Origin of the sequence: Cupriavidus sp. GA3-3 (genome assembly GCF_000389805.1) — a bacterium.
GTDB classification, from domain to species: domain Bacteria; phylum Pseudomonadota; class Gammaproteobacteria; order Burkholderiales; family Burkholderiaceae; genus Cupriavidus; species Cupriavidus necator_D.
This window is the reverse complement of record NZ_KB944479.1, coordinates 334008-358391: the sequence shown is the minus strand read 5'-3', so window position 1 is coordinate 358391 and position 24384 is coordinate 334008. Positions and strand designations below refer to the sequence as shown.

Genomic DNA, 24384 nt, shown 5'->3' with positions numbered 1-24384 from the left:
CGGCACAGCAGTCCGCCTGACGCTCAGCTGGTCAGTTGCCGGTGAACACCGGCGTGCGCTTGTCCAGGAACGCCTGCACTGCCTCACGGTGGTCGGCGGTCTGGTGCGACAGCGCCTGGAAGCCGGCGGACAGTTCCAGCAGCGTATCCAGGCGGGTATGCATGGCCTCGCGCATCAGGCGCTTGGCCAGGCGCACCGCGTGCGGCGGGTTGGCGGCGATGCGGCCGGCCAGTTCATAGGCCGTGGGCAGCAGCGCCTCGGGCGCGACCACGCGCGACACCAGGTTCCATTCCAGCGCCAGCCTGGCATCGATCGGCTGGCCGGTGAAGGTCATCTCCGCCGCCCGCGACAGGCCGATCACGCGCGGCAGCAGCCACGCGCCGCCGTCGCCGGGGATGATGCCGAGCTTGACGAAGGACTCGGCAAACTGCGCCCGCTCCGAGGCAATGCGGATGTCGCACATGCACGCCAGGTCCAGCCCCGCGCCCATGGCCGCGCCATTGACCGCGGCGATGACCGGCACTTCCAGGTTGAACAGCGCCAGCGGCAGCCGCTGGATGCCGCAGCGGTAGTCCTGGCGGATTTCCATGCCCGGCACTGCGCCGGAGGCCTGGCGTTCCATGTCCTTGATATTGCCGCCAGACGAGAACGCCGTGCCCGCGCCGGTAATGACCACCGCGCGCACGCTGCGGTCGCCGTGGATGCGGTCGATCGCGGCCAGGAACTCCGCCACGGCGGTATTGCCGGTCAGCGGGTTGCGGCGCTCGGGCTCGTTCATCGTCAGGGTGACGATATGGTCCTGCTGCTCGTAGAGAAGGAAGTTGCTCATGGTGGTGTCTCCGGATGCGGCGATGCGGGCTGGTTGCCTGCCTTGGCGCCAAGGCTAAGCCACCGGCGCCCGCACCGTCCAATATTCATTTCTTTATCAGCAATATCCTGCACATATCGCTGGGCAGGCCCGGGACGCCAGCCATCTTGCGCCGGCGGCGCGACTTTCTGCGGGTAATCCCTGTACCCATAATCGAATCGCTCACCGATTATCTATAGGCCCCGGCCACCGCCCGGCATCGCGCAGTTCCGTAATCCTGCAGTCCCGAATTCCAACAAGAATGCCCTACAGGAGACGATATGAGCCATGCGTTGACGCAGGCGACGGACCCCGTTGCCCCCGATGTTGCAATGCACCCCCACCGCACCATGAGAAGCGCCACAGGCTTCCTGGCAGCGGCCCTGGCGCTGGTGATGCAGGTCTTGCCCGCCGGCGCCGCGGCGCCGCGCAATGCGGCCGCCAAGGTTGACGGCGCCTTTATCAGTGCCAACGCCAGCACCGCCCGCGACTGGCCCAGCCACGGCCTGGACTATGCCGAGACCCGCTTCAGCCGGCTCAGGCAGATCGATGCCGCCAACGTGCGCGACCTGGGGCTGGTGTGGACCTACAACCTGGAGTCGACCCGCGGCGTGGAGGCAACCCCGCTGGTGGTGGACGGCGTGATGTACGTCACCGCGTCATGGAGCGTGGTGCATGCGGTCGATGCGCGCACCGGCAAGCGGCTCTGGACCTTCGATCCCAAGGTGGACCGCTCGCTCGGCTATCGCGGCTGCTGCGACGTGGTCAACCGCGGCGTGGCGCTGTACCAGGGCAAGGTGTTCGTGGCCGCCTACGATGGCCGGCTGATCGCGCTGGATGCCGCCAGCGGCCGCAAGCTGTGGGAGAAAGACACCATCATCGACCGCAAGTACTCGTACACCATCACCGGCGCGCCGCGCGTGTTCAAGGGCAAGGTCATCATCGGCAACGGCGGCGCCGAATATGGCGTGCGCGGCTACATCACCGCCTATGACGCCGGCACCGGCGAGCAGAAGTGGCGCTGGTTCACGGTGCCGGGCGACCCCTCCAAGCCGTTCGAGGATGAGTCGATGGCTGCGGCGGCCAAGACCTGGGACCCCAGCGGCAAATACTGGGAGGCGGGCGGCGGCGGCACGGCCTGGGACACGCTGGCCTTCGACCCCGAGCTGAACCTGATGTACGTGGGCACCGGCAACGGCGCGCCATGGTCGCGCAGCAAGCGCAGCCCGGCCGGCGGCGACAACCTCTACCTGGCATCGATCGTCGCGCTCGATCCCGACACCGGCAAATACGTCTGGCACTACCAGGAGACCCCGGGCGACAACTGGGACTACACCTCGACCCAGCCGATGATCCTGGCCGACCTGAAGCTCGATGGCCAGATGCGCAAGGTCATCCTGCACGCGCCCAAGAACGGCTTCTTCTTCGTCATCGACCGCACCAACGGCAAGTTCATCTCGGCAAAGAACTTTGTCGACGTGAACTGGGCCACCGGCTATGACGCCAATGGCCGCCCCATCGAGCGGCCCGAGGCGCGCGCCACCGACAAGCCTTATGACTCGGTCCCCGGTCCGTACGGCGCGCACAACTGGCATCCGATGTCGTTCAACCCGCAGACCGGGCTGGTCTACCTGCCGGCGCAGAACGTGCCGATCAACCTGATGGACGACAAGGCCTGGAACTTCAATGAAGGCAAACCCGGCACGCCGCATGGCAACGTGGGCTGGAACACCGCCAAATTCCTGAACGCCGAGCCGCCCAAGGGCAAGCCCTTCGGCCGGCTGATTGCGTGGGACCCGGTGCAGCAGAAGGCCGCGTGGACGCAGGAACATGTGTCGCCGTGGAACGGCGGCACGCTGACCACGGCCGGCAACCTGGTGTTCCAGGGCACCGCCGACGGCCGCTTTGTCGCCTATGACGCGCGCAGCGGCGACAAGCTGTGGGAGTCGCCCACCGGCACCGGCGTGGTGGCGGCGCCGGTCAGCTTCGAGTTGAACGGCAAGCAGTATGTGTCGGTGGCAGTGGGTTGGGGCGGGGTCTACGGGCAGGCCCAGCGCGCCACCAACCGGCAGGGGCCGGGCACGGTCTACACCTTCGCCCTCGGTGGCAAGGTACCGCTGCCGGCCTTTGCCGAGTACCGCACCGCCAAGCTGCTGCAGGGCGTGAAATATGACCCGGCGCAGGTCAAGGCGGGCACCGGCCTGTACGTCAGCAACTGCGTCCTGTGCCACGGCGTTCCCGGCGTGGACCGCGGCGGCAATATCCCCAACCTGGGCTATATCGATGCCGCCTATATCGAGAACCTGGACAAGGTGGTCTTCAAGGGGCCGGCGATGGCGCGCGGCATGCCTGACTTCACCGGCAAGCTGACGCCGGACGATGTCGAGAAGATCAAGGCCTTCATCCAGGGGACCGCTGACGCGGTGCGGCCCAAGCCCTGAGGGCAGGGCCGGGCCTCAGTCCTCGGCCTGGAAGCCGGTCGCCTCCACGATCGGCTTCCAGGCGGCGCGTTCCAGCTGGATGCGGCGGCGGCCTTCGTGGCCGGGGCGCGCCACCACTTCCAGGCCCAGCGCTTCCAGCTTGGCCGCGGTGGCGGCGTTGGCCGAGGCCGCGAGGAACATCTTTTCCACTTGCGCCACCACGTCAGGCTGGGTGCCTGCCGGGACGAACACGCCGTACCAGCTGGTGGCGTGGTCGTACTGGCTGAAGCCCTGTTCCTTCATGGTGGGCACTTCGGGCAGCGCCTTGGCGCGGCGCGTGCCGCTCACGCCAAGGAAGCGCAGCTTGCCGCCCTTGTACAGCGGCATCATGCTGGCCACGGCATCCCAGCCGATCGACACATTGCCGCTGACCACATCCACCAGCATCGGCGATGCGCCGCGATACGCCGCGGGCGTGATGGCGATGCCTTCGGCCTTGCCCAGCGCCACCGTGCCGAGGTGGCCGGCGCTGCCGATGGTGGCCAGGCCCAGGCTGGCGCCGCCCGGGTTGCGCCTGGCCCAGCTCACGTATTCCTTCATGTTCTGGTAAGGCTGCTGCACGCCGGTCGCGACCGCGGTCGGCACATCGGTCAGTACCGCTGCGGGCACCAGGTCCTTGTCGGCGTCGTAAGACAGCTTCTTGTAGGTCAGCGGAAAGATCGTGAACAGGGGCGAGGGGCCGATGAACACGGTCTTGCCATCGGGCCTGGCGCGCTTCACGTAGTCGAGCGCCAGGCGCGCCGACGCGCCGGGGCGGTTTTCGACCACCACCGTGCCGTGGCCGTCCTGGCGCAGCTGCTCGGCATACAGGCGGGCAAGGCTGTCGGCGGCGCCGCCGGGGGCGTAGCCGACGATGATATGCATCGGCTCGGCATCGGCCGCGCTAGCCGGAGCGGTCATGGTGAAGGTGGCGGCAGCGACGGCGGTCATGGCCAGCAGCCGGCGCGTCAATCGGACTTGATCAGTCATGGCAGTCAGGGAACGATGTTGAGAGAGTGTCAGGGCAGGGTGGGCCACTGGCCCGTGAGGTCATGGACCGATTCATACAAGGCCGCCACACGCAGCAGCTGCGCGTCGCCGCGGAACTGCCCGACCAGCTGCAGCCCGATCGGCAGCCCGTCGCCACCAAAGCCGCAGGGCAGGCTGATGGCCGGATGCCCAGTCATATTGAACGGCATGGTCCACGGGAACCAGTTCGCGCGCACATCGGGATAGTCCTGGCCGTCGATTTCGATCTGGCCGAACAGGTCTTGCTCCAGCGGCAGCGCGGTGCGTGTGATGGTGGGCATGGCGAGCAGGTCGGCGCGTCCCAGCAGCGCCTGCACGCGCAGGAACAGTTGCGAGCGCTCGAACATCGCCTGCTGGTATTCCACTGCGGTGAATGCGGCGGCGGATTCCACCTGGCGCACGAAGGTCGGGCTCAGCGCCTCGCGGTGCTGGGCCACGATCGGCGCAAAGCGCGTGCGCCATACGGTGTGGTTGATGGCACGCCAGACGGGCTCGACGTCGAACCCCTCGCCGCCGAACGGCTCCAGTTCGGCGCCCAGTGCGCGCAGCTTGTCCAGGCTGGCCTCGAACGCGCGCGCCACGTCCGCCGACACCGGACGGCCCGGCGGCGCCAGGCAATACAGGATGCGCCGGCCACGCAGGTCGCCCTGCGGCTGCGCTGCGGCCACGTAGTCGGCGGCGGGCACGCCGATCGACCACGGGTCGCACGCATGCTCGCCGGCCATGGCCTGCAGCATCAGGCCGGTGTCGGCCACCGTGCGCGTGGTCGGCGTCACGTAGGTCTGGTTGCCGAACAGGTCCTGCGCCTGGCTGTGCGGAATCAACCCCTGGCTCTGCTTGATGCCCACCACGCCATTGCAGGCGGCAGGAATGCGCGTGGAGCCGCCGCCATCGGTCGCCACCGCCAGCGGCGCGATGCCGCTGGCCACTGCCACCGCGGCGCCGCCGCTGGAGCCGCCACTGGTGCGCTCGGCGTGCCAGGCATTGCGGGTGCGCCCGAACAGCGGCGAATCGGTCAGGCTTTTGGAGCCGAATTCCGGCGTGGTGGTCTTGCCGACCAGGATCGCGCCCTGCGCGCGCAACCGCGCCACCGCCACGGCGTCTTCGGCCGGCACGTTGTCGCGCATCGGCACGGCGCCAAAGGTCGTGCGCACGCCGCGCGTGTTGACGATGTCCTTGGCGGTAAACGGAATGCCGTGCAGCGGAGGCAGCGGCCGGCCGGACATCACTTCCGCTTCCGCCGCGCGCGCCGCGGCCATGGCCTCGTCCGCGCACAGCGTGATAAAGCAGTTCAGCACCGGCTGCAGCCGCTCGGCGCGCGCCAGCACCGCAGCGGTCAGTTCCACCGGCGAGATTTCCTTGCGCCGGATGCGCTGCTGCAGTTCGGCGGCGCTGGCAAGACAAAGCGCTTCGCTCATTGGACGGGCGTCTCCTGAAGATGGCCGCGCGTGCCGGTATCGGCGCGCGCAGGCGTGATGGCGATACGCTGGCATCTTACAACCGGCCCGCGCACGCGGGGACTATCGCCGCCAAGTGCCGTCGGCGAGGAAGCGTTCGGCCAGCTACGCGTTGCCGTTCAGGGGCGCGCCGGCGATGACAGGTAGGCCTGCAGGCCGTCTGCCGGCAAGGCGCGTGAAAACAGCCACCCCTGGCCGAACTGCGCGCCGCGCTCTCGCAGGAAGCGCGCCTGCTCTTCATGCTCGATGCCCTCGGCCACGACCTCGAATCCCAGCGCCTCCGCCATGGCGATGATGTGCGGCGCCACCGAGCTGGAAGCCGCCTCGCGGCCGATGGTACTACGCGGCGGCGCTGCTGCGCAGCACGCGCCGTCGCCGCGCGTATTCAGATTCCTTTTGCAAGGCGATGAATTTTTTCGTGCGCCGCGCAATAAGGCACGCATGACTTGCGCAATGCCGGCAGAATCCGGAAAGTAGGGGGAACGACTGCCCGCACAGAGGACCTGGCCCATGACCACCGCCCCATTTGCAAGACCCACACCATCGGCCCGGCTTGCCGCCCGGCACACGCCGGCCGTGATCCCGGGCAACGGCTAGGGGGGCGCATGGCGCTGGTGCTGCTGATCGCGCTGCCTCTGCTGGCCGCGGCGCTGACGTGGTTGATCGGCATGCGCGCCGCGCGCATGCTGGCGCCTGTCATCATCGGCTTGCCGCTGGCCGCGCTGGTGCTGCTGCTGAGCCTGCGCGGCGCGGTCTTCGAGCAGCCGGGGCATGCGCTGGGCTGGCGCGTGGCGTGGCTGCCGCAGCTCGGGCTGGACCTGTCGCTGCGGCTGGACGGCCTGTCGTACCTGTTTGCGCTGCTGGTGCTCGGCGTGGGCCTGCTGGTGATCCTGTACGCGCGCTACTACCTCGCGCGCAATGAATCCGCGGTGCGCTTCTTCTGCCTGCTGCTGCTGTTCATGGCGGCCATGCTGGGCGTGGTGCTGGCAGGCAACCTGCTGCTGCTGGTGGTGTTCTGGGAGCTGACCAGCATCCTGTCGTTCCTCCTGATCGGCTTCTGGTCATGGCGCACCGATGCGCGCCAGGGCGCGCGCATGGCGCTGGCGGTCACGGGCGGCGGCGGGCTGGCGCTGCTGGCCGGGGTGCTGCTGCTGGGCCATATCTGCGGCAGCTTCGAGCTGTCCGTGGTGCTGGCGCAGGCCGGCAAGGTGCAGCACCACCCGCTCTACCTGCCGATGCTGGTGCTGGTCCTGCTGGCAGTCTTCACCAAGTCAGCGCAGTTCCCGTTCAGCTTCTGGCTGCCGCATGCCATGGCCGCGCCCACGCCGGTCTCGGCCTACCTGCACTCGGCCACCATGGTCAAGGCCGGCGTGTTCCTGCTGGCGCGGCTCTATCCGGTGCTGGACGGCACCAACAGCTGGTTCTACCTGGTCAGCATGACCGGGCTGGCCACGCTCATCGTGGGCGCCGGCCTGGCGCTGCTGCAGCGGGACCTGAAAGGGCTGCTGGCTTATTCCACCATCAGCCACCTGGGCCTGATCACGCTGCTGTTCGGGCTCGATACCCAGCTCAGCACGGTGGCGGCCATCTTCCATATCATCAACCACGCCGTGTTCAAGGCGTCGCTGTTCATGGCGGCCGGCATCATCGACCATGAGACCGGCACGCGCGACCTCGACCGCCTGCACGGGCTGGCGCGCTACATGCCGCACACCGCAGTGCTGGCCATCGTGGCATCGCTGTCGATGGCGGGGGTGCCGTTGTTCAACGGCTTCCTCAGCAAGGAAATGTTCTTCGGCGAGACCCTGGCGCAGGGCCTGCTGGGCGACTTCAACTGGGTGATCCCGACCGCGGCGACGCTGGCGGGGGCGCTGACGATGGCCTATTCGCTGCGCTTTATCTACGGCGTGTTCTTCGGCGCCCGGCAGCCCGACGTGCCCAACTACCCGCCGCACGAGCCGCCGCGCTTCATGAAGGTGCCGGTGGAGTTCCTGGTGGTGATCTGCCTGGTGGTCGGGCTGGTGCCGGCCTATACCGTGGGCGACCTGCTGGCGGCGGCTTCGCTTGCCACGCTGCGCGCGCCCCTGCCAGAGTACAGCCTGAACCTGTGGCACGGGGTCAATTTGCCGCTGCTGATGAGCCTGGTGTCGATGGCCGGCGGCGCGGCGCTGTTCTTCCTGCGCCGCGACGCGCTGCGGCGCCTGCAGCAGGCAATCGACCACCTGAGCGCGCGCCAGTCGTTCGAGCGTGGCATGCATGCGCTGGAACGCTTTGCCGCTGCCGTCACGCGCTGGCTCGAGAACGGCTCGCTGCAGACCTATGTCGCCTGGATGCTGCTGGCGCTGCTGGCCGTGCCGGCATACTTCCTGGCCGACCTGGAATGGCTCGGCGGCAGCGTGCCGGCGGGCGCCATCGACCTGATCGGGGCTGCCACGCTGGCGCTGCTCGGGCTGTGCGCGGTGGGCGTGGTGGTGACGCACCGCCAGCGGCTGCTCGCGCTGGTGCTGCTGGGCGGCTGCGGGTTGATGGTGTCGATGGCGTTCCTGCGGTTCTCCGCGCCGGACCTGGCGCTGACGCAGATCTCGGTTGAGGTGGTGACGATCCTGCTGCTGGTGCTGGCGCTGTTCTACCTGCCGCGCGAGACGCCGGAGCGCGCCGGGGCTGCGCGCCGCGGGCGGGATGCGGTGCTGGCGTTCGGCGGTGGCACCTTGCTGGCAGTGGCGGCTTACGCCGTGATGACGCGGCCGTATGACCCGGTGTCTGCCTTCTACATCGACCAGTCCGTGCCCGGCGGCGGCGGGCACAACGTGGTCAACGTGCTGCTGGTGGATTTCCGGGGCTTCGACACCATGGGCGAGATCTGCGTGCTGCTGATTGCAGGGCTGGCGGTGCAGGCGCTGCTCAAGGGCATGCGGCTGGACACGCCGTCGGCAGCGCCCGATGGCCTGCCGTGGAGCAGCCAGGCGCATCCGCTGCTGCTGGCCATGCTGGCGCGGCTGATGCTGCCGCTGACGCTGCTGGTGGCGGTCTTTATCCTGCTGCGCGGGCACAACCTGCCGGGCGGCGGCTTTGTCGCGGCGCTGATCACATCGGTGGCGCTGCTGCTGCAGTACGTTGCCAGCGGCGTGCGCTGGACCGAAGCGCGCATTGCGCCGGACTATCGCGCCATTGCCGGCGGCGGCATTCTGCTGGCGGGTCTGACCGGACTGGGCAGCCTGGCCTTCGGCTATCCGTTCCTGACCACCGCCTTCGGGCATTTCCACATACCGGGCATCGGCGAGGTGGAACTGGCCACGGCGATGATCTTCGACCTGGGAGTCTTCTGCACCGTGACGGGAACCACGCTGGTGATCGTATCGCACCTGGGCGTGCGCAACCTGCCGCCGGCACAGGCCGCGGAGGACGCCTGATGGCCGCGCTCTACGCCATCACCATCGGCATCCTTGCCGCGGGCGGCATCTACCTGCTGCTGCGCGAGCGCGTCTTCACCGTGGTGCTGGGGCTGACGCTGCTGTCGTATGCGGTCAGCCTGTTCCTGCTGGGCATGGGGCGCCTGTCGATCGGGCGGCCGCCGGTGATCGTGGCGGGCGCCAGCTATGCTGATCCGCTGCCCCAGGCGCTGGTGCTGACCGCCATCGTGATCGCGTTCGGCATGACGGCGTTCGCGGTAGTGCTGGCGCTGCGCTCGCTGGGGCTTACCGGCAGCGATCATGTCGACGCCGCCGGCCGGCCCGAAGGGCACGCCACCGATGGCGGCAAGCAGGAGCCGCGGCCATGAACCACGCCGTGCTGCTGCCCATCCTGATCCCCATGTTTGCCGGTGCGCTGCTGACCGCGATGCCGGCTCAGCGGCTGCGCGCGCAGCGCATCGTCTGCGCCGTGGCCACGCTGTTGCTGGCGCCAGTGGCGGTGCACCTGCTGCGCCAGGCGGCTGGCGGCGAGATCGTGGTCTACGCGATGGGCAACTGGTCGGCCCCGTTCGGCATCGTGCTGCAGCTGGACCGCACCGGTGCGATGATGCTGGCCCTGACCGTGGTGCTGGCCGTCGCCGCGCTGGCGGCGGCGGGAGAGGGCACGGCCCGGCAGGGCCGGCATTTCCATGCGCTGTTCCAGTTCCAGCTGATGGGCCTGAACGGCGCCTTCCTGGCGGGCGACCTGTTCAACCTGTTCGTCTTCTTCGAGATCCTGCTGATCGCGTCCTATGCCCTGCTGGTGCATGGGGCAGGGCGGGCGCGCATCGGCGCCGGGCTGCACTATGTGATCCTGAACCTGGTGGCGTCGTCATTCTTCCTGGTGGCGGTTGGCGTGCTGTACGGGCTGTCGGGCACGCTGAACATGGCGCACCTGGGCCTGCGCCTGGCCGGCTTGCCGGCCCAGGACCTGCCGCTTGCGGTGGCCGCCGGCGCCATGCTGATGCTGGTCTTTGCGCTGAAGGCGGCGCTGTTCCCGCTGTATTTCTGGCTGCCGCGCGCCTACGCCAGCGCCACCGGCCCGGTCGCGGCGCTGTTTGCCATCATGACCAAGGTCGGCATCTACGCGATGCTGCGTTGCGATGCGCTGATCTTCGGCGGCCCGCAAGGGCTGCTGGGGCCGTTCCTGCATGACTGGGTGTTCTTGCTGGCGCTGATCACGCTCGCGGTCGGCGCGCTGGGCGCCGTCGCCGCCGGCACGCTGCGCGCGATGACCAGCTACCTGGTGGTGGCATCGGTCGGGTTGCTGGCCGCCTGCGTATCGATGCAGACGCAAGCCGGCTGGGCCGCGGCGATGTTCTACCTGCTCAGCACCACGCTGTGCACTGCCGCGCTGTTCCTGCTGGCCGACGCGCTGGAGCCGGAGCCTGGGCGCGAGGACGGGGCCCCGGTCAGTGCCTCGCGGCTGGCCGGGCTGCTGTACCTGGTGGGCGTGGTGGCAGCGGTGGGGCTGCCGCCGCTGTCGGGCTTCCTCGGCAAGGCCATGGTGCTGCGCGCGACCCCGCCGCCGTGGGTGCCGGCGCTGTGGTCCGCGGTGCTGGTGTCGGGCCTGCTGCTGCTGGTTGCCGTGTCCCGCACCGGCACGCGGCTGCTGTGGCGGCTGCCGCATGAGGCCGAGCACGTGCCGGAAGGGAATGAGTACTTAGACGAAGACCATCCCGGCGCGGCACGCGTGCGCGTGCGGCCCGATGCGCGCAAGCTGGCCTGCTGCGCACTGCTGCTGGCGGGCAATATCGCGCTGACGGCATGCGCGCGGCCGGTCAGCGACTATGTGGCCGACGCGGCGGCGCAGTTGCTGGACCGCGCCGCCTATCTCCGGGCAGTGCTGCCCGGGCAGCCGGGGTAAGCCATGCTGCAGCGTCTGCTTCCCCATCCGTGGCTGAGCCTGATCCTGATGATCATGTGGCTGTTGCTGACCAACAGCCTGGCCCCCGGGCACTGGTTGCTGGGGGCGCTGCTGGGCTGGGCCATCGGCCGGCTGGCCGACCGCTGGCTGGTGCTGGGCGCGTTCCGCCTGTCGCGGCCCGACCTGATCCTGCGGCTCAGCATCCATGTGCTGTTCGATATCGTGAAAGCCAACGTGGAAGTGGCCATCATGGTGCTGGGCCCCACCGCGCGCCTGCGCCCCGCCTTTATCGTGGTGCCGCTCGATGTCGAACACGAGCTTGCCACCACCGCGCTGATCAGCATCGTCTCGCTCAGCCCCGGCACGCTGTGCGCAGAACTGAGCGACGACCGCCGCGCCTTGCTCGTGCACGTGCTGGACCTGGAGGAAGAGGCCGCGCTGGTCGAGCTCATCAAGTCGCGCTATGAAACCCCGCTCAAGGAGATCTTCCAATGCTTGCCATCGTGATACCGGTCTGCCTGGTGATCCTGGGCCTGGCCTTCCTGCTGACCCTGGCGCGGCTGCTGCGCGGACCCAGCCTGCCGGACCGCATCGTGGCACTGGACACGCTGAATATCAACGCCATCGCGCTGATCGTGGTGCTAGGCATCAGCCTGGATTCGGCGCTGTTCTTCGAGGCCGCGCTGCTGATCGGGGTGATGGGCTTCGTCGGCACCGTGGCGCTGTCCAAGTACCTGCAGCGCGGCGACATCATCGAATACTAGGGAACGCCAGATGCTGCATCCTGTTGCGGAATTCATCGTGTGCGCGCTGCTGCTGGTGGGCAGCGTGTTCATGCTGGTCGGGGCGGTCGGGCTGTTCCGGCTGCCGGACTTCTTCATGCGGCTGCATGGGCCGACCAAGTCGACCACGCTGGGCGTGGGCGGGGTAGTGCTGGCCTCGGTGGCGTACTTCAGCTTCCGGGGCGATGCCAGCCTGCATGAACTGCTGGTGACCGCCTTCCTGTTCCTGACCGCGCCGATCAGTGCCCACATGCTGGCCAAGGCCGCGCTGCAGCGCCAGCTGCCGGTGGATCCGCGCACGCGCGGCAGCGGCTGGATGCCGCGCATCCGCGACTAGGTATGGCCGCGACGGTTTACTTTCGCCGCAATGTGTCCTACACCCAGTCAGGCGATGCCGGCATCTTCCACGCCAGGGCAGGGGGTTTCATGGACTTGCAACACTCGGACAAAGTCTTCGCGGGCGCGATTCCGGAAGTCTATGAGGCCCTGATGGTGCCGATGATCTTTGCGCCATACGCTGCCGACATGGCTGCTCGCATCGCCGCGCTGCAGCCGCGCCGGGTGCTGGAACTGGCCGCCGGCACCGGCGTGCTGACCCGGGAAATCGCCGGGCGGCTGCCGGCCGATACCCTGATCGTTGCCACCGACCTCAACGCGCCGATGCTGGCGCGGGCGGAGCAGGCCGGCACGAGCCGCCCGGTGCACTGGCGCGAGGCCGACGCCATGGCGCTGCCGTTCGCCGATGCCAGCTTCGATATGGTCGCCTGCCAGTTTGGCGTGATGTTCTTCCCCGAAAAGGGCCGCGCCTTCGCCGAAGCCCGCCGCGTGCTGGTGCCGGGCGGCACCCTGATCTTCAATGTCTGGGACCAGCTGGAATTCAACGCCTTTGCCCGCGATGTCACCGGGGCACTCGCCACGCTGTTTCCCGACGCACCGCCCGAGTTCATGGCCCGCGTACCGCATGGCTACCACAGCCAGGCCGCGATCGAGCAGGACCTGCGCCTTGGCGGATTCCAGTCCTCCCCGGTCTTTGAAACCGTCGCGGCAACCAGCCGCGCCAGCGCCGCCCGCATCCCGGCGGTGGCATTCTGCCAGGGCACGCCGCTGCGCGCCGACCTGGAGCGGCGCGGGCCGGATGCGCTCGGCCGGGCAACCGACCATTGCGAACACGCGCTCCTGGAGGCTTATGGCGACGGGCCATTGGCCGGTCCGATGCAGGCGCACGTGGTGATGGTAACGGCGCCCGCCGGATAAAGCTGCCCGCCAGTTTGTCGCAGGTCATCGCTGGGCGTGCGCAAATCGCCGCTTGCGCCGATACTGTAGCCAGGCTCATGACGACTACAGGATCCTTGGGCGGTGGCCATGGACTCTATGATCATTTCCGCATCGGTGGCACTGGGCATCGGCCTGGCGATCGGGCTGGAGCGCGAGCGCAGCCAGGCCGCCGCCGGGAAAGATCGTGGCATCCGCGGCGGGCGGCCTGCGCTTCACCGTGCCAGTCGCGATCGGATTGGTGCTGTCGACCAGCGCCACCTGGGCAGTGGCCTGGCTGCAGCGCTTGGATTGAGGCAGCATGCATGGTCGGCTACCATCAGCGCGGCGCGGTCCGGATTCCCCTGGCGCGCATTGTCGGACGATGACTACGATGCCCCTTGTACGCGTGCTCGCGATCGGTCTGCTGTTAGGTTTGCTGGCGGGATGCGATTTCCTGCGCGGCTACGCTGAGGGCGAATCCGAGGTCATGCGGGACTTCCGGGCCGGGGATCGTGCCGATGACCTCGGGGCGGCGCGCTTTGTCTTCGATGACTTCGGCGGCCTGAGCACCGATACCCTTGAGACCAATGCGCTACCGTGGAAGCTGGCAACGACCGCACTGCTGCTGGCCGGCGGCCCCAACGTTCCGGTCACTCAGGACGCCTTGCGCCGGGCCCTGCGCGAGTTTGGCTTCATCTATCCCGATGCGATCCGCAACTGGCCGCGCCAGCAACAGCCCAGGTTCGACAAGCCCCTGGGCGTGGTCAGCGGAGTGATCGGCCGGGATCTCCCGAAGATCCGCCTGGAAGTGTCCAACCTGGGATGCGCATCGTGCCATGCGGGCATCACCTACGACATGGACGGGCGTCCCACCAACGATGTCTGGCTGGGCCTGCCGAATACCTCCCTCAACCTCGATGCCTTCGTCACCGCGGTCTATCAGGCGGTGAAGCAGGTGAAATCCGATCCGGAAAAGCTCCTCTCCGCCATCCACCAGCTTTACCCCGAAACCAGCAACGAGGAACTGGATACCATCCGGAAATTCGTCTGGCCGCGGCTGGTAAAACGGGTGGCGGAACTCGAAGCCAGCGGTGACGAGCCGCTGCCGTTCAGCAACGGCGCGGCCGGCAGCACCAATGGGGTCGCGGCACTCAAGTTCCAGTTTCATCTGCTCTCGGCGGGCACGGCCGCCAGTGGTTCCACCTCGATTCCGGAACTGGGCTACCGCAGCCTGCGCTCATCGCTGCTCTATGACGGCGTCTATACCAGCAAGGGCGCGCCGCGCTTTGCGCCAGTGGCACCCGGTGCCGCCAACGATGCCGGGCGGCTGGCGCATATCGTGGCCTTCTTCACCGTGCCGACCATGGGCATGCCACCGGATCGCGCCGTCCGTGCGATTCCGCAGGTGGAAGACGTCATGCGGTTCATGGCGGGCTACACCCCGCCGCCGTTTCCGGGGCCGGTTGACCGCTCCCGCGCCGCGCGCGGCCGCGCCGTCTTTGATGCCAACTGCGCCCAGTGCCATGGCAGCTACAGCCAGGACCCAGAGCGCCCGCGCCTTGTCAGCTTCCCCAACCGGCTGGTGGCACAGGCGGATATCGGGACTGACCCGACGCGCTGGCAAGCAATCGATCCCGGCCTGCTGCAAGCCATCTCGCGCTCCGAGCTGGGCAGGCATATCGACGCGGCAAACACCAGTGGCTATGTCGCGCCCATCCTCTCCGGCGTGTGGGCGACGGCACCATACCTTCATAACGGCTCCGTGCCCACGCTCTGGCATCTCATGCATCCGCAGGCGCGGCCCAGGCGCTTCTGGGTCGGAGGCCATGCCCTGGACTACGGCAAGCTGGGCATCGCCGGCAGGCTCGATGCGGCCGGTACCTGGACCTATCCGGCCAGCTACCGGCCGTGGTCGAAACCCGTGCTCTACGACACGGCGACGGCGGGGCGCGACAACCGCGGCCACGAGAAGGAATTCTCGACCCTTGCCGAAAGCGACAAGGATGCGCTGCTGGAATTCCTGAAATTGCTCTAGCTGCCGTCAGGAATCCTGCAGCAGTTCCGCGACTGGGAGCCGGGCGCTTTGCGCAATGCCACGGTCCGGCACCGGCCCGAAGCGCATCACATTGACGAGCCGATTCCCCCGCGGCAAGCGCTGGCTTTCGGCAAGCATGGCGGCATGGCCAGGTGAATCGGCCAGCGCCGACATCGGCACGCCGGCAAAGCCCCTGGCAGTCATGGCCAGCCAGAACCGGTACCAGCGGCGCCCGATATCAAAGCTCGTGACCTCGGGTGCGGCATGGATCAGGACGATCCGCGCCGCGCTTTTCACTTTTGCGCTTTCCGATATCAGCAGGCGGGTCAGCGAAAGCGCCGAGAGCAGCCGGAGCACACGAGGTCTCAGCGCAATTGACGCGCCCCAGGCTTCCCACCGCGACAGTGCCATGCATTCGGCCGAAAGCCCGTCGCGCGGCCAGCCTGGATCGTGCGGTGACAAGCGCAGCCACTGGTAAAGCTCCTCGGCAAACCGCGGGTCATTCAATCCCGCAGCCGCGGCGTCGTCATACCATCTGGCGATTTGCGCCGTGCTGTTCTCGCTGGCCAGCGTGACGAACTCCGCGTGGGCCGCAGCGCATTCGCCCAACGACTTGATCTGCGCCGGGGTCGCACGGAGAAACTTGCCTCGATAGGCGCGGCGCGCGTCCACGAAGGCGGCAAGGGGATCCGGGCTTGCGCCAGATGTGATCAGGCCGGATGCGGCCGGGCGCAGACCCTGGGCAGCGGGAGGGTAGGGCAGGCCGGAGACCACGGGCTGCGTGAGCCCCAACCCGAGCGTCGACAACGCCATGGCCATGCCTTCCCAGGCCATGCCCAGGGCGATCTGGTTGTCCCGCCCGGTGGGGTCGCCCACGGACAGCCATCGCGCAGGGTCTTCAAGCAGTTCAACCTTGTCGCCGGCAAAGCGCCAGCGCGCGGGCTGGATATTGTGCGCGCTGGGTGCGCGGCCAGCCTGTGCAAGCAGGGTGAGATGCTGATCGCGCGTGAGCATGTCGCTAGATGGCCTTTTTGAAGAGATGCAGCCGATGCAGTGGCCTGGCGCCCATCTTCTCCATTTGCTTCTGGCTGGCGCCATTCGAATCCGACACCCAGCTGATGCCCAGGTGCGAGTACCCGGCACCGCGCATCGCCGTGAGCAGATGGTGCAGCATGACGCCGTTGACGCCGCGGCTGTGGTAGTCCCTGCGCACGGAAAAGAAGATGATCGCCGCACGCTTGCGGCTGGCGCGGAACCTGATCAGATGCCAGAGCGTGGACAGCTTCAGGCGGAAGCCGGTGGCGCGCAGAAACGGGTTGAGATCCGGCACGCACAGCAGCACCCCGATCGGCTCCCCGTTGAAATAAGCGGTATAGGACAGCCGCCCGTCGATGATCCACATCATGCCGGCGCAGGGAAACAGGAATTCCTCCTCCGTCAGCGGCACGAACATCGGGTTGCCGGAGAAACCATCGTTCAGGACAGCGCATGCCTCCAGCAGGCGCCGGTCAAAGCCGCGCCGCCGGATCGGCTTGAATTGCCAGGCGGGATCATCCAGCAGCGCGCGTTGCTTGTTGCCGATCAACTGCTGCGGATCGTAGCTGCGCACGTCGAGCTCGAACGTGCGCATCGGAAAGAACGGCTCGAAGCCGCATGCCCGGAGCAGCCTGGCAATATGCGGCGGCGTGTATTCCTGGTAGGTGTATGGCGGATGCTCGAAGCCCTCGGTGACGATGCCGATCATCTGCGTGATGGTCAGGTTGAAGCTGCCAGCCAGTTCGTCACAGCCGTTGCGCTTCACCCAGGCCGCCGCCGCGTCGAGCAGCGCTTGCGCGACCTCCACGTCATCGACGCAGTCGAACATGCCGAAGCAGCCGCGCTTCTGAGCGTATTGCTGGTTGGATGCATCGTGGATATGGGCCAGGATACGGCCCACGATCCGCCCGTCCCGATGGGCGGTGAACCAGGTGCGGCGCGCAAACTGCCGGAACAGCGGGTTCTTCGCCGGGTCCAGCGCGCGCGCAAGATCCCCCTTCATCGGCGAGACAAAATGCGTATCGCGGCCATAGCAGGCAAACGGCGCCTCGAAGAACGCGTCGAAATCGCCTTCACGCAGCACGGTTGTCATGCCGCCTCCCGCTGCCCGAGATGGCGCGCCAGCCGCAGGATCACCGCCGCGCGCAGCTCGCCGATCGCCGCGTTGGCGCCTTGCGGCAGGTTCAGCAACACCACCTGCGCGGGCTGGCGCGCGATCAACAGGGCATGGGTCATTTCATGGCGCTCGAGCAGGTCTACCAGCTGTTCCGCGGCCTCGACCCGATCGCCTTCCCGGATCCTGGTCCACGCCCTGGCGTCGCCGATCGACACGGGCTCCCGCCGCTTTCCGGCCAGGTCGAACAGCGCGTCGAGGGCGTAATCAGCAAGCTCCGTGTTGCCGAGCACCACATGGTCGGCGGTTTGCGGCAGGCGCCTGAGCGAATGCAGGAAACCCTCTGGCGTATCCAGCCGGGCATGGAGCAGCCAGCGCAGGAACGCGTTGCCATCACCGGCCAGCGAAACGGCGCGAATGCGGACAAAAATGGCCGTCAGCAGCACCCATGCAATGGCAACCGGCATGCTGCGCAGGCCCGCCTCGGCAAAGCCCGGGCCGGGCCCGCGCGAAGCCAGCGCCATCACGCTGGCCAGCACGACGGCGAAGAGCAGGGCGGCTGCGATATGCACCAGCAGCCCGCGCACGACCCGCCGCGATTCCGACAGGTTCAGGAACACATAGACGAATGCCAGCGCCCCGAGCGCCCCCAGGCGAACCGGCACATGGCCGAGCTCCTCGCGGAAGTCGGTGGCCGCGAGCGGGACGGCCAGGGCCACGACCACCACTACCGCCCGGGCCAGGCGTGCCTCGTTGTCGGACAGCTCGGCATCGCGCAGCCACAGCAGGAACCAGCCATTGCTTGCGGTCACCACGGCGAAGCAGCCAAGGAACATCAGCAGCAGCGGCGTATTGCCCGACAGATCGGTAAAGAGATTGATGACGAAGAACACCACCGACACGCCCAGCGCCAGCAGCTTAAGCCACAACGGGTGGTGGCGCCGCACCAGGTGCTCGGCAAACAGGGTCATGGCAATGGGCAACAGGGTTGCCGCTGCAAACACCAGTTGCGCCAGCAGCGTGCCGCCAATCAGCCAGGAAAAGCCCCGGACTGCCAGCAGTGCCGTCAGCACCCCGAACAGGAACAGGCCCGTGCCGGCCCCGGCCTCGCGCCGGGACCAAAGGAAATGCAGGCAGAGCCCGCAGCCCACCGCGCCGAGCCAGGTAACGGCGACATCGCTTGCCAGGGCGTCAATCACGCGCAATCCTCATCTCGCATCAACCTCGCCATGAAGCGCCGTACCAGCGCGCGCACGGCCCATGCCGTCAGCGCATTGCGCGGCGTCTCGACACGCATGGTCCAGGGATTGAAGAAGTAGCCGCGCACACCGGCCAGCCGCCGCCGACCGAGCACCAGCTTGATCACCTCGAACGCCATCAGGTTGCCGGTGGTGATCACCATCGGCGCAAACGACATGCGCTTGCGCTTGCCGGTCAGCAGGTCCTTGGCGATGCCGAGCTCCACATGCCGGACCGAACTCGAGTTGACCATCACATATTCCAGTTCCTTGCCCAGGCATTCCTGCCTGAGCTCCGGCGTCAGGGACTTCCAGTCAATGCCGGCCGTGGGATAGGAAAGACGCTCCTCGGGCCTGGGATCTTGCGGACGGACAACCGTGACGGAGGGCAGGGGAGCGGTATAGGCGTCGATGACGGTCGCACCATGCTCCCGCGCCTTGCGATAGAGCGCGAGGCCCGCGGCCATGTCATCCATGCCGTTGACCACGATCTTGTAGCGGCCCAGCAGGTCGTCGAGCCTGTCGGTCCACTCGGCGCCGAAGGTCTCGATGGCAAGTTCCGGGTTGATGCGCCGGATCTGCGCCACGGTGGCCTCGACCTTGTTCACGCCAACGGTATCCAGGCTGGCAAACACCTGGCGGTTCAGGTTCGACACGTCGAACGCATCGAAGTCCGCCAGCGCAAAGCCGCCAATGCCCACCCGTGCCAGCGCCTGCAGGCAGGCGCCGCCCATGCCGCCGACGCCACAGATCAGCACCCGTGCATTGCGCAATTGCTGCTGTTCCGCGTCGGTCACGAAACCGATGTTGCGGGTCGTGAATTCCTCGTAGGAGAACGGTGGAATCATTGACTCTTCCTAGCGCGCAGGTCTCCCAGCGGCTCGCGCGGATTCAGCCAGTGGAACAATGGCAGGACGATCCGACCGACAGCCAGGAACGCAATCTGATAAAGGATGGCGGGCAACGAGTCCCGAGGCACTTCCCGCAACAGGTATTTCCGCGCGCTGGCCAGGTCCAGGCAGGCGACCTGCAGGAAATCGTCGCCGCGCTGGTAATCGAGTTCCCGCCGGCAGAGTTCGTTGGCGCGCTCGTCCCGATGCTTCGGCGCCTGCTCGAACGTTTTCTTGAGATTGTCCGAGCCGCCGGTATAGGCATCGGTAATCACGAACCGCGCCTCGTCAAATCCCGCCGCCCCGTCAACGCCAAAGACATGCCGATGCGATTTCATGATCTCGCGGGCCACGCTCAGGTGTTCAAAGCTGCGCCGCGACGGCTCAAAGGGATTGGGATAGGCCGTGACAAAGACCTCGGCGACCTTGCCGATAATGGCCGGCACCTGGGTCACATTGCTGATCCAGATCGGGCGCAGGCCGCGGCGGAAGAAAAGCAGGATGCAGGTCAGCCCGTACAGCACCCAGGACAGTCCTTGCGTGCGATAGCCCGGATCGACCATCACCAGCCCAAGGTGAATCGCCTCGACCGGGCGGGCCTTGACCTCGATCGGCATGACCGACAGCGCATTGAACGCAATCGGCTGGCCGCTGTCCCGGTCATAAAGCAGCGTGATCACGGCCCGCCGCAGCCTTTCAGGATCGCCGGAAAGCACCCCGTAATCGAGGTCCTTGCCGATTCCCCGCTGCACGATGCCGCGCATCTCGGCCAGCATGGCTTCGAGCTGCCGGGCATCCATCCACAAGCCGGGCCGCTCGACGACCCGGATCCGGACGGACCGGCTGGCCTTCAGGCTCAGGTCCAGGTAGCGCAGCCGTTGTCGAAAATGCCCGATGAATTTGAACATGCAGGTTTGGCTGGTGCCTTGTTCTTGTGTCGCCGGCCTGAAAGGCAAGTGTGGCTTGGAGCATATAACAGCACGTCCCCGGTGTCACGGGCGGGACAAAGCAAGCGCAGGGGGGGCGGGCGTTCGCCTTTAGAACTCCGAGGGGCGGATCAGCGGCGTTGTGCGTCCACGACAACCCCACTTTCCGCTGAGGTTTCCGGCATAAGCAGCAATGCTAAGCTCACACGCCCACCGACGTGCGGCCCTACGTGGTGGTAAAGACCACGCTGAAGGATGCATCGGGCGCTCAGGTATGGAGCACCCGGTATATCTCCGCTAGCGCCGAGGCAAAGCCCTTCACCGGTGACAACGGCTGGTTCAAGGATGATGCCCGCCCGCTCAGGCTTGCCCTCGAGCAATCGCTCAAGCGCAGCATCGACGTAATGCTGCGCGACGTCGGACGGCTTCGACAAACTGTATATCGTGGCCTCGAACGCGTGGACCAACACTTCAAGCTGACGATGATCGCCAGCAATTTGACCCGAATTGCACGAATACTGGCTGCGGTGCCGCGAGGAGCGGTGCAATGAGCGGCCAAAGCGGGGCTGCCGCACGGCGCCATGCTGGCGTGCCTCGGAATTGGGGCACCCAATTGCATGGCATGGTAGGAATTCAGCGGCCATTTGCATGTTGAGTCGTGTTTAGCTGCGCTGCGCCCTTCGTGACGGAGTGCTTTTCAACAGCCTGCTAGAGCGCGACCTGGAGGACGCCATCCTGCGCGAGCTGGAGCATTTTCTGCTGGAACTCGGAGCAGGCTTCACCCTTGTTGCTTGCCAGAAGCGGCTGCAGATTGACAACGACGACTTCTATATCGACCTGCTGTTCTACAATCGCCGGCTCAAACGCCTGGTGGCGATCGAGATGAAGCTGGGCGAGTTCAAGGCCGCCGACGAGGGACAGATGGAGCTCTACCTTCGCTGGCTCGCCAAGCAGCGCAAGCCGCAGGCCATCGAAGATCCACCAGCCCACGCCCTTGTCAACACGGCCTGGGCGCCAGAAGCTGGCCAGAATACCGGCCAGAAAGCCGTGCGATACGAAAGCAAAGAAACGGGTGAGACGCGTTCATATAGATTGCCCCATGACGGGCACGCTGATACCCCTACCCGGGGCAGTGCAGAAGATCTCTGGCTCGGCTGGGGCCTCAACTTGACTTTCGGACATGCTCAGCCGCGGCCCATCATGACGCCTGCCCCAGCGCGCGCATGGTCGCCCCGACCAGAGGGGCCTTGAGCTTGAGCGCACGATTCTCTACCAGATGCCACGACAGCACCGCAAGCGCCAGCGTCACGACACCGGAAGACAGGAGCAACATCATGACTGAGATGCCTGGAAACAAGGCGACGATCGACTGCTGGATCGGGAAGGCGTAGATATAGATGCCATACGAAAAGTCGCCCAGGCGGTTGTAGCGGAACAGGGCAGGTAACTGAACAAACGCTGCAAAAAGCACCAGGTATGGCATTGCCAACAGGTACATCAGCGCGAACACATGGTGATTCGGCACGAAGGCGCTGCCGACGACGGCGGCGAGTAGCAGCCCCGCGACGGGAGCGGACAGTTCCACGTGCGCGCTTAGGATGAACAGGCTGGCGCCCGCGAAGAACATCAGCGGCAATGCTGTCTTCTGCATTGCAGAGCCGCCGAGGATTGCGAAGACGCAATACAGGAACGAGGCCGCCGTGACCACCAGTACCGCCGCACGGAACGCGCGCTGGTGAGCGTGCCATGCGACCATGGAGATGACCCATATCGCGGCCAGTGCGAAGTACATTCGGATCTCGTACATCATGGTCCACAGCGAGCCATTCACCGTATCCGGATACGGATTGATCGCGAATACACCGGGCAAGGGATAGACTGCGCCGGCGACCAGCGTGGTCGTCTTCAGCAAGAACTGGCGCGTTGCCGGATCGATGAGGTATGCAGAGGCCGGCAGCGCCGTGAACACCATGCCCAGGCCGAACACCACCAGCGTGACCATGACAAGCAGCGCCGGATAGATCCGCAGGAAGCGCGCCCACAGGAACTCGAGCACGCTTCCGCGCGTCAGCAGGCTTTTGGTCACGAGGAAGCCGCTGGTGACGAAAAACACGTCGACGGCAATCGTTCCGGGGGTCACCCCGATCAGCCTGCGCAAGGGCTCGTCATTGACGTCGCCGGAGACCAGTGAGTAACTGTGGGTGACAAGCACAGCGAGCGCGGCTGTGATCCGCATCAGGTTGAAATTGTTTTCGTCCTTTCTTCCCCCGGCGACGTGCGCGAGCCTCATATGCCCCCCTTTTTCATTAAGCCGGCCTCGGTTGACGGAACGACGCCGACAGCTTCCGCTAGCTTCCGGCAAGCATAGACCGCAGTCTGGGCAGAATCAGGCGCATGTCCGATAGCGCCGAGGGATTGGCGGAATAGCCAGTGAGGCGAACGGCGGTGTCGTATCGCGCCGACACGGCAACCGTTGCTGCCGATGCGACTCTCGGCCGACTTTCTTACCCCGCGCATGCGCGCGACGTCCGTCAATATCCGCCAAGTTCTCGGCACTTCCGGACAGGCGGCCGTTCCTGTCAGCCTTAGAAGCTATGATGCAAGCGGAAAATCGACCAGCACTGGATGGAGGCGGCAGCGATGAAACATCCCGGCAACCCGTTGAAGGCCGTGGTCGATGCTGAGCCAGGCAGGCCATCGTGAAGTCATCCCTACGCAGAGCCTGCGTCGCAGGCACCATGCTGGCAGGTCTGGTCGCGGGTACTGTCGCCGTATTGACCGGTAGTCCGCGAGCTTCGGTCCGCGCGTTCGCCGCGGTAGGCGCGACGGCCGATGTATCGGTGCAGCCTGCACCCGGCGGCGCAGACCAGGCAGATAGCCTGCAGGCGGCGCTCGACAACCTGCAGGCGGGACAGCGCCTGGTGCTGGCGCCGGGCACCTATGTGGTGGGCCACGTGCTTGCAGTGCGCGGCGAGCAGGTTGTGGTATCGGGCTATGGCGCGACGCTGGTCGCCACGAACCCTGACGAGCAGGCCATCATGATGACTGGCGCGAACTCGACGCTGGTTGGCGTGACGCTGACGGGCATCGGCACGCAGCGGCTCGAGTCGGCCACGTCGACCAAGGTCGCCGTGGACGGACAGGGCATCCAGGTGCTCGATGTCAACATCAATGGCGGTGCGAGTGTCGGCATCTTTGTCTCGCGCGGCAGCAGCATTGCGCTGGTCGGCAACAAGGTCCATGGCACGCTGGCCGACGGCATCCACATCACAGGCGGTTCACGCGACGTGCTCGTGCAGGACAACGCGGTCACCGCCACCGGCGACGACATGGTGGGGATCGTCAGCTACCAGCGGGACGGTGTGCTCAGCCAGAACATCTACGTATCGGGAAATTATCTGGCAGGCAACGCGTGGGGCAGGGGCGTTGCTATCGTCGGCGGTGCCGACGTGACGGTCGCCGGCAACCGGATCGAAGGTGTGCAGAAGGCTGCGGCGGTGCTGGTGGCGCAGGAGGATGGCTACCGTACGGCCAGCGTGACCAATGTCCTGGTCGCGAACAATATCATCTCCGACGACCAGAACGCGACACAACCTGGGAACGACCGTCCCGCCGCAGGCCATGCAGCTATCGACATCAACACGGGCAGCGGAGCAGTGACGCAGGTACTGGTGACGGGAAACCAGGTAACGCGCGCGAGGTTCGACGGATTCCGGGCCATGAACAATGTTTGCGGCGTCCGCGTCTCAGGCAACCGCTTTGCTGCGATCGGTGGCCTCGCCCTGTCGCTGCAGTACCGAAACTGTACGGCGACGCAGTTTATCTGCGACGCCAATACGCTCGATGGTGTGAGCCTCGCAGCCCCACCAGGATGTTCCAGCGCGGGCACCATCCCGATTTCCGGCGCGGACGCGGGCCGCCTGCCGCCGGTGCGTACCTCCCTGCGCCAAGGCCTGCAGGCCTCGATGCCAGCGTGCCAGGCACGCTCGGGTTGAGGGAAGC

21 protein-coding genes and 2 pseudogenes are annotated in these 24384 nt (G+C 66.7%); 12 read left to right on the top strand and 11 right to left on the bottom strand.

Annotated elements, in window-relative coordinates:
• Positions 1 to 31: 31 nt before the first annotated feature.
• The gene (locus C265_RS17135) at positions 32 to 829 is read right to left on the bottom strand and encodes a crotonase/enoyl-CoA hydratase family protein (RefSeq protein ID WP_010812087.1); all 798 of its coding nucleotides are present in this window, start codon (positions 827 to 829) and stop codon (positions 32 to 34) included.
• Between the two features lie 299 nt (positions 830 to 1128).
• Here C265_RS17135 and C265_RS17130 point away from each other — a divergent pair, with 299 nt between their 5' ends.
• Positions 1129 to 3288: a PQQ-dependent dehydrogenase, methanol/ethanol family gene (locus C265_RS17130; protein ID WP_010812086.1), complete on the top strand. Its 2160-nt coding sequence runs from the start codon at positions 1129 to 1131 to the stop codon at positions 3286 to 3288.
• A gap of 15 nt (positions 3289 to 3303) precedes the next feature.
• Here the strand turns inward: C265_RS17130 and C265_RS17125 are convergent, their stop codons facing one another.
• The 3 genes from C265_RS17125 to C265_RS33210 form a co-directional block, all read right to left on the bottom strand.
• The gene (locus C265_RS17125; protein ID WP_037024599.1) at positions 3304 to 4257 is read right to left on the bottom strand and encodes a tripartite tricarboxylate transporter substrate binding protein; all 954 of its coding nucleotides are present in this window, start codon (positions 4255 to 4257) and stop codon (positions 3304 to 3306) included.
• Positions 4258 to 4325: 68 nt separating this feature from the next.
• Entirely contained in the window at positions 4326 to 5753 is a 1428-nt protein-coding gene (locus tag C265_RS17120) for an amidase (protein ID WP_010812084.1), read from the bottom strand.
• A gap of 158 nt (positions 5754 to 5911) precedes the next feature.
• Positions 5912 to 6304 carry an EAL domain-containing protein gene (locus C265_RS33210; protein ID WP_081645133.1) on the bottom strand — a complete coding sequence of 131 codons (393 nt, stop codon included), beginning with the start codon at positions 6302 to 6304 and terminating at the stop codon, positions 5912 to 5914.
• Positions 6305 to 6397: 93 nt separating this feature from the next.
• Between C265_RS33210 and C265_RS17110 the strand changes: the two genes are divergently transcribed.
• From C265_RS17110 to C265_RS17080, 7 genes are all read left to right on the top strand, one after another.
• Positions 6398 to 9202, top strand: coding sequence for a monovalent cation/H+ antiporter subunit A (locus C265_RS17110; RefSeq protein ID WP_010812082.1), 2805 nt, complete (start codon positions 6398 to 6400; stop codon positions 9200 to 9202).
• Positions 9202 to 9570: a Na+/H+ antiporter subunit C gene (locus C265_RS17105; RefSeq protein ID WP_010812081.1), complete on the top strand. Its 369-nt coding sequence runs from the start codon at positions 9202 to 9204 to the stop codon at positions 9568 to 9570. The genes C265_RS17110 and C265_RS17105 overlap by 1 nt, the downstream gene beginning before the upstream one ends.
• The gene (locus tag C265_RS17100; protein WP_010812080.1) at positions 9567 to 11108 is read left to right on the top strand and encodes a monovalent cation/H+ antiporter subunit D; all 1542 of its coding nucleotides are present in this window, start codon (positions 9567 to 9569) and stop codon (positions 11106 to 11108) included. Before C265_RS17105 ends, C265_RS17100 begins: the two co-directional genes overlap by 4 nt.
• Positions 11109 to 11111: 3 nt before the next feature.
• Positions 11112 to 11615: a Na+/H+ antiporter subunit E gene (locus tag C265_RS17095; protein ID WP_010812079.1), complete on the top strand. Its 504-nt coding sequence runs from the start codon at positions 11112 to 11114 to the stop codon at positions 11613 to 11615.
• Positions 11600 to 11872, top strand: coding sequence for a K+/H+ antiporter subunit F (locus C265_RS17090; RefSeq protein WP_010812078.1), 273 nt, complete (start codon positions 11600 to 11602; stop codon positions 11870 to 11872). The genes C265_RS17095 and C265_RS17090 overlap by 16 nt, the downstream gene beginning before the upstream one ends.
• Before the next feature lie 10 nt (positions 11873 to 11882).
• The gene (locus C265_RS17085; RefSeq protein ID WP_010812077.1) at positions 11883 to 12227 is read left to right on the top strand and encodes a Na+/H+ antiporter subunit G; all 345 of its coding nucleotides are present in this window, start codon (positions 11883 to 11885) and stop codon (positions 12225 to 12227) included.
• 89 nt (positions 12228 to 12316) lie between these two features.
• Positions 12317 to 13144: a class I SAM-dependent methyltransferase gene (locus C265_RS17080; protein WP_037024597.1), complete on the top strand. Its 828-nt coding sequence runs from the start codon at positions 12317 to 12319 to the stop codon at positions 13142 to 13144.
• A gap of 84 nt (positions 13145 to 13228) precedes the next feature.
• On the opposite strand, the gene C265_RS32240 is transcribed toward C265_RS17080, so the two are convergent.
• Positions 13229 to 13465 carry a hypothetical protein gene (locus C265_RS32240; protein WP_144062256.1) on the bottom strand — a complete coding sequence of 79 codons (237 nt, stop codon included), beginning with the start codon at positions 13463 to 13465 and terminating at the stop codon, positions 13229 to 13231.
• An 85-nt stretch (positions 13466 to 13550) separates the two neighbouring features.
• Between C265_RS32240 and C265_RS17075 the strand changes: the two genes are divergently transcribed.
• Positions 13551 to 15179 carry a hypothetical protein gene (locus C265_RS17075; protein WP_246840221.1) on the top strand — a complete coding sequence of 543 codons (1629 nt, stop codon included), beginning with the start codon at positions 13551 to 13553 and terminating at the stop codon, positions 15177 to 15179.
• A 6-nt stretch (positions 15180 to 15185) separates the two neighbouring features.
• Here the strand turns inward: C265_RS17075 and C265_RS17070 are convergent, their stop codons facing one another.
• Genes C265_RS17070 through C265_RS17050 form a run of 5 tightly spaced genes read right to left on the bottom strand, consistent with a single transcriptional unit; the run spans position 15186 to position 20364 of the window.
• Complete coding sequence (locus C265_RS17070; protein ID WP_010812074.1) at positions 15186 to 16193, bottom strand: hypothetical protein; 1008 nt, start codon at positions 16191 to 16193, stop codon at positions 15186 to 15188.
• Between the two features lie 4 nt (positions 16194 to 16197).
• The gene (locus tag C265_RS17065; protein WP_010812073.1) at positions 16198 to 17307 is read right to left on the bottom strand and encodes a GNAT family N-acetyltransferase; all 1110 of its coding nucleotides are present in this window, start codon (positions 17305 to 17307) and stop codon (positions 16198 to 16200) included.
• The gene (locus tag C265_RS17060) at positions 17304 to 18527 is read right to left on the bottom strand and encodes a hypothetical protein (RefSeq protein WP_011615364.1); all 1224 of its coding nucleotides are present in this window, start codon (positions 18525 to 18527) and stop codon (positions 17304 to 17306) included. The genes C265_RS17065 and C265_RS17060 overlap by 4 nt, the downstream gene beginning before the upstream one ends.
• Positions 18524 to 19414 carry a ThiF family adenylyltransferase gene (locus C265_RS17055; protein ID WP_010812071.1) on the bottom strand — a complete coding sequence of 297 codons (891 nt, stop codon included), beginning with the start codon at positions 19412 to 19414 and terminating at the stop codon, positions 18524 to 18526. The genes C265_RS17060 and C265_RS17055 overlap by 4 nt, the downstream gene beginning before the upstream one ends.
• Entirely contained in the window at positions 19411 to 20364 is a 954-nt protein-coding gene (locus tag C265_RS17050; protein WP_010812070.1) for a hypothetical protein, read from the bottom strand. Before C265_RS17050 ends, C265_RS17055 begins: the two co-directional genes overlap by 4 nt.
• Positions 20365 to 20792: 428 nt before the next feature.
• Between C265_RS17050 and C265_RS32050 the strand changes: the two are divergent.
• Positions 20793 to 20933: pseudogene (locus C265_RS32050) on the top strand (IS5/IS1182 family transposase); the annotation flags it as partial.
• 157 nt (positions 20934 to 21090) lie between these two features.
• Positions 21091 to 21366, top strand: a pseudogene (locus C265_RS31625) (PDDEXK nuclease domain-containing protein); the annotation flags it as partial.
• Positions 21367 to 21580: 214 nt separating this feature from the next.
• On the opposite strand, the gene C265_RS17035 reads toward C265_RS31625, so the two are convergent.
• Positions 21581 to 22672 carry an acyltransferase gene (locus C265_RS17035; protein WP_010812067.1) on the bottom strand — a complete coding sequence of 364 codons (1092 nt, stop codon included), beginning with the start codon at positions 22670 to 22672 and terminating at the stop codon, positions 21581 to 21583.
• 448 nt (positions 22673 to 23120) lie between these two features.
• Between C265_RS17035 and C265_RS17030 the strand changes: the two genes are divergently transcribed.
• Positions 23121 to 24377, top strand: a complete 1257-nt coding sequence (locus C265_RS17030; RefSeq protein WP_051398480.1) for a right-handed parallel beta-helix repeat-containing protein — start codon at positions 23121 to 23123, stop codon at positions 24375 to 24377.
• Positions 24378 to 24384: the final 7 nt, after the last annotated feature.

What these genes read in the sequence shown, in the direction of transcription:
- C265_RS17035 (WP_010812067.1), bottom strand. Translation starts at nt 22,672, where the DNA reads ATGAGGCTCGCGCACGTCGCCGGGGGAAGAAAGGACGAAAACAATTTC.
- C265_RS17080 (WP_037024597.1), top strand. Translation starts at nt 12,317, where the DNA reads ATGGACTTGCAACACTCGGACAAAGTCTTCGCGGGCGCGATTCCGGAA.
- C265_RS17120 (WP_010812084.1), bottom strand. Translation starts at nt 5,753, where the DNA reads ATGAGCGAAGCGCTTTGTCTTGCCAGCGCCGCCGAACTGCAGCAGCGC.
- C265_RS17100 (WP_010812080.1), top strand. Translation starts at nt 9,567, where the DNA reads ATGAACCACGCCGTGCTGCTGCCCATCCTGATCCCCATGTTTGCCGGT.
- C265_RS17065 (WP_010812073.1), bottom strand. Translation starts at nt 17,307, where the DNA reads ATGACAACCGTGCTGCGTGAAGGCGATTTCGACGCGTTCTTCGAGGCG.
- C265_RS17050 (WP_010812070.1), bottom strand. Translation starts at nt 20,364, where the DNA reads ATGTTCAAATTCATCGGGCATTTTCGACAACGGCTGCGCTACCTGGAC.
- C265_RS17070 (WP_010812074.1), bottom strand. Translation starts at nt 16,193, where the DNA reads ATGCTCACGCGCGATCAGCATCTCACCCTGCTTGCACAGGCTGGCCGC.
- C265_RS17055 (WP_010812071.1), bottom strand. Translation starts at nt 19,414, where the DNA reads ATGATTCCACCGTTCTCCTACGAGGAATTCACGACCCGCAACATCGGT.
- C265_RS17125 (WP_037024599.1), bottom strand. Translation starts at nt 4,257, where the DNA reads ATGACCGCCGTCGCTGCCGCCACCTTCACCATGACCGCTCCGGCTAGC.
- C265_RS17095 (WP_010812079.1), top strand. Translation starts at nt 11,112, where the DNA reads ATGCTGCAGCGTCTGCTTCCCCATCCGTGGCTGAGCCTGATCCTGATG.
- C265_RS17105 (WP_010812081.1), top strand. Translation starts at nt 9,202, where the DNA reads ATGGCCGCGCTCTACGCCATCACCATCGGCATCCTTGCCGCGGGCGGC.
- C265_RS17030 (WP_051398480.1), top strand. Translation starts at nt 23,121, where the DNA reads ATGCTGGCAGGTCTGGTCGCGGGTACTGTCGCCGTATTGACCGGTAGT.
- C265_RS17085 (WP_010812077.1), top strand. Translation starts at nt 11,883, where the DNA reads ATGCTGCATCCTGTTGCGGAATTCATCGTGTGCGCGCTGCTGCTGGTG.
- C265_RS17135 (WP_010812087.1), bottom strand. Translation starts at nt 829, where the DNA reads ATGAGCAACTTCCTTCTCTACGAGCAGCAGGACCATATCGTCACCCTG.
- C265_RS17130 (WP_010812086.1), top strand. Translation starts at nt 1,129, where the DNA reads ATGAGCCATGCGTTGACGCAGGCGACGGACCCCGTTGCCCCCGATGTT.
- C265_RS17110 (WP_010812082.1), top strand. Translation starts at nt 6,398, where the DNA reads ATGGCGCTGGTGCTGCTGATCGCGCTGCCTCTGCTGGCCGCGGCGCTG.
- C265_RS33210 (WP_081645133.1), bottom strand. Translation starts at nt 6,304, where the DNA reads ATGGGCCAGGTCCTCTGTGCGGGCAGTCGTTCCCCCTACTTTCCGGAT.
- C265_RS32240 (WP_144062256.1), bottom strand. Translation starts at nt 13,465, where the DNA reads ATGCTGCCTCAATCCAAGCGCTGCAGCCAGGCCACTGCCCAGGTGGCG.
- C265_RS17090 (WP_010812078.1), top strand. Translation starts at nt 11,600, where the DNA reads ATGCTTGCCATCGTGATACCGGTCTGCCTGGTGATCCTGGGCCTGGCC.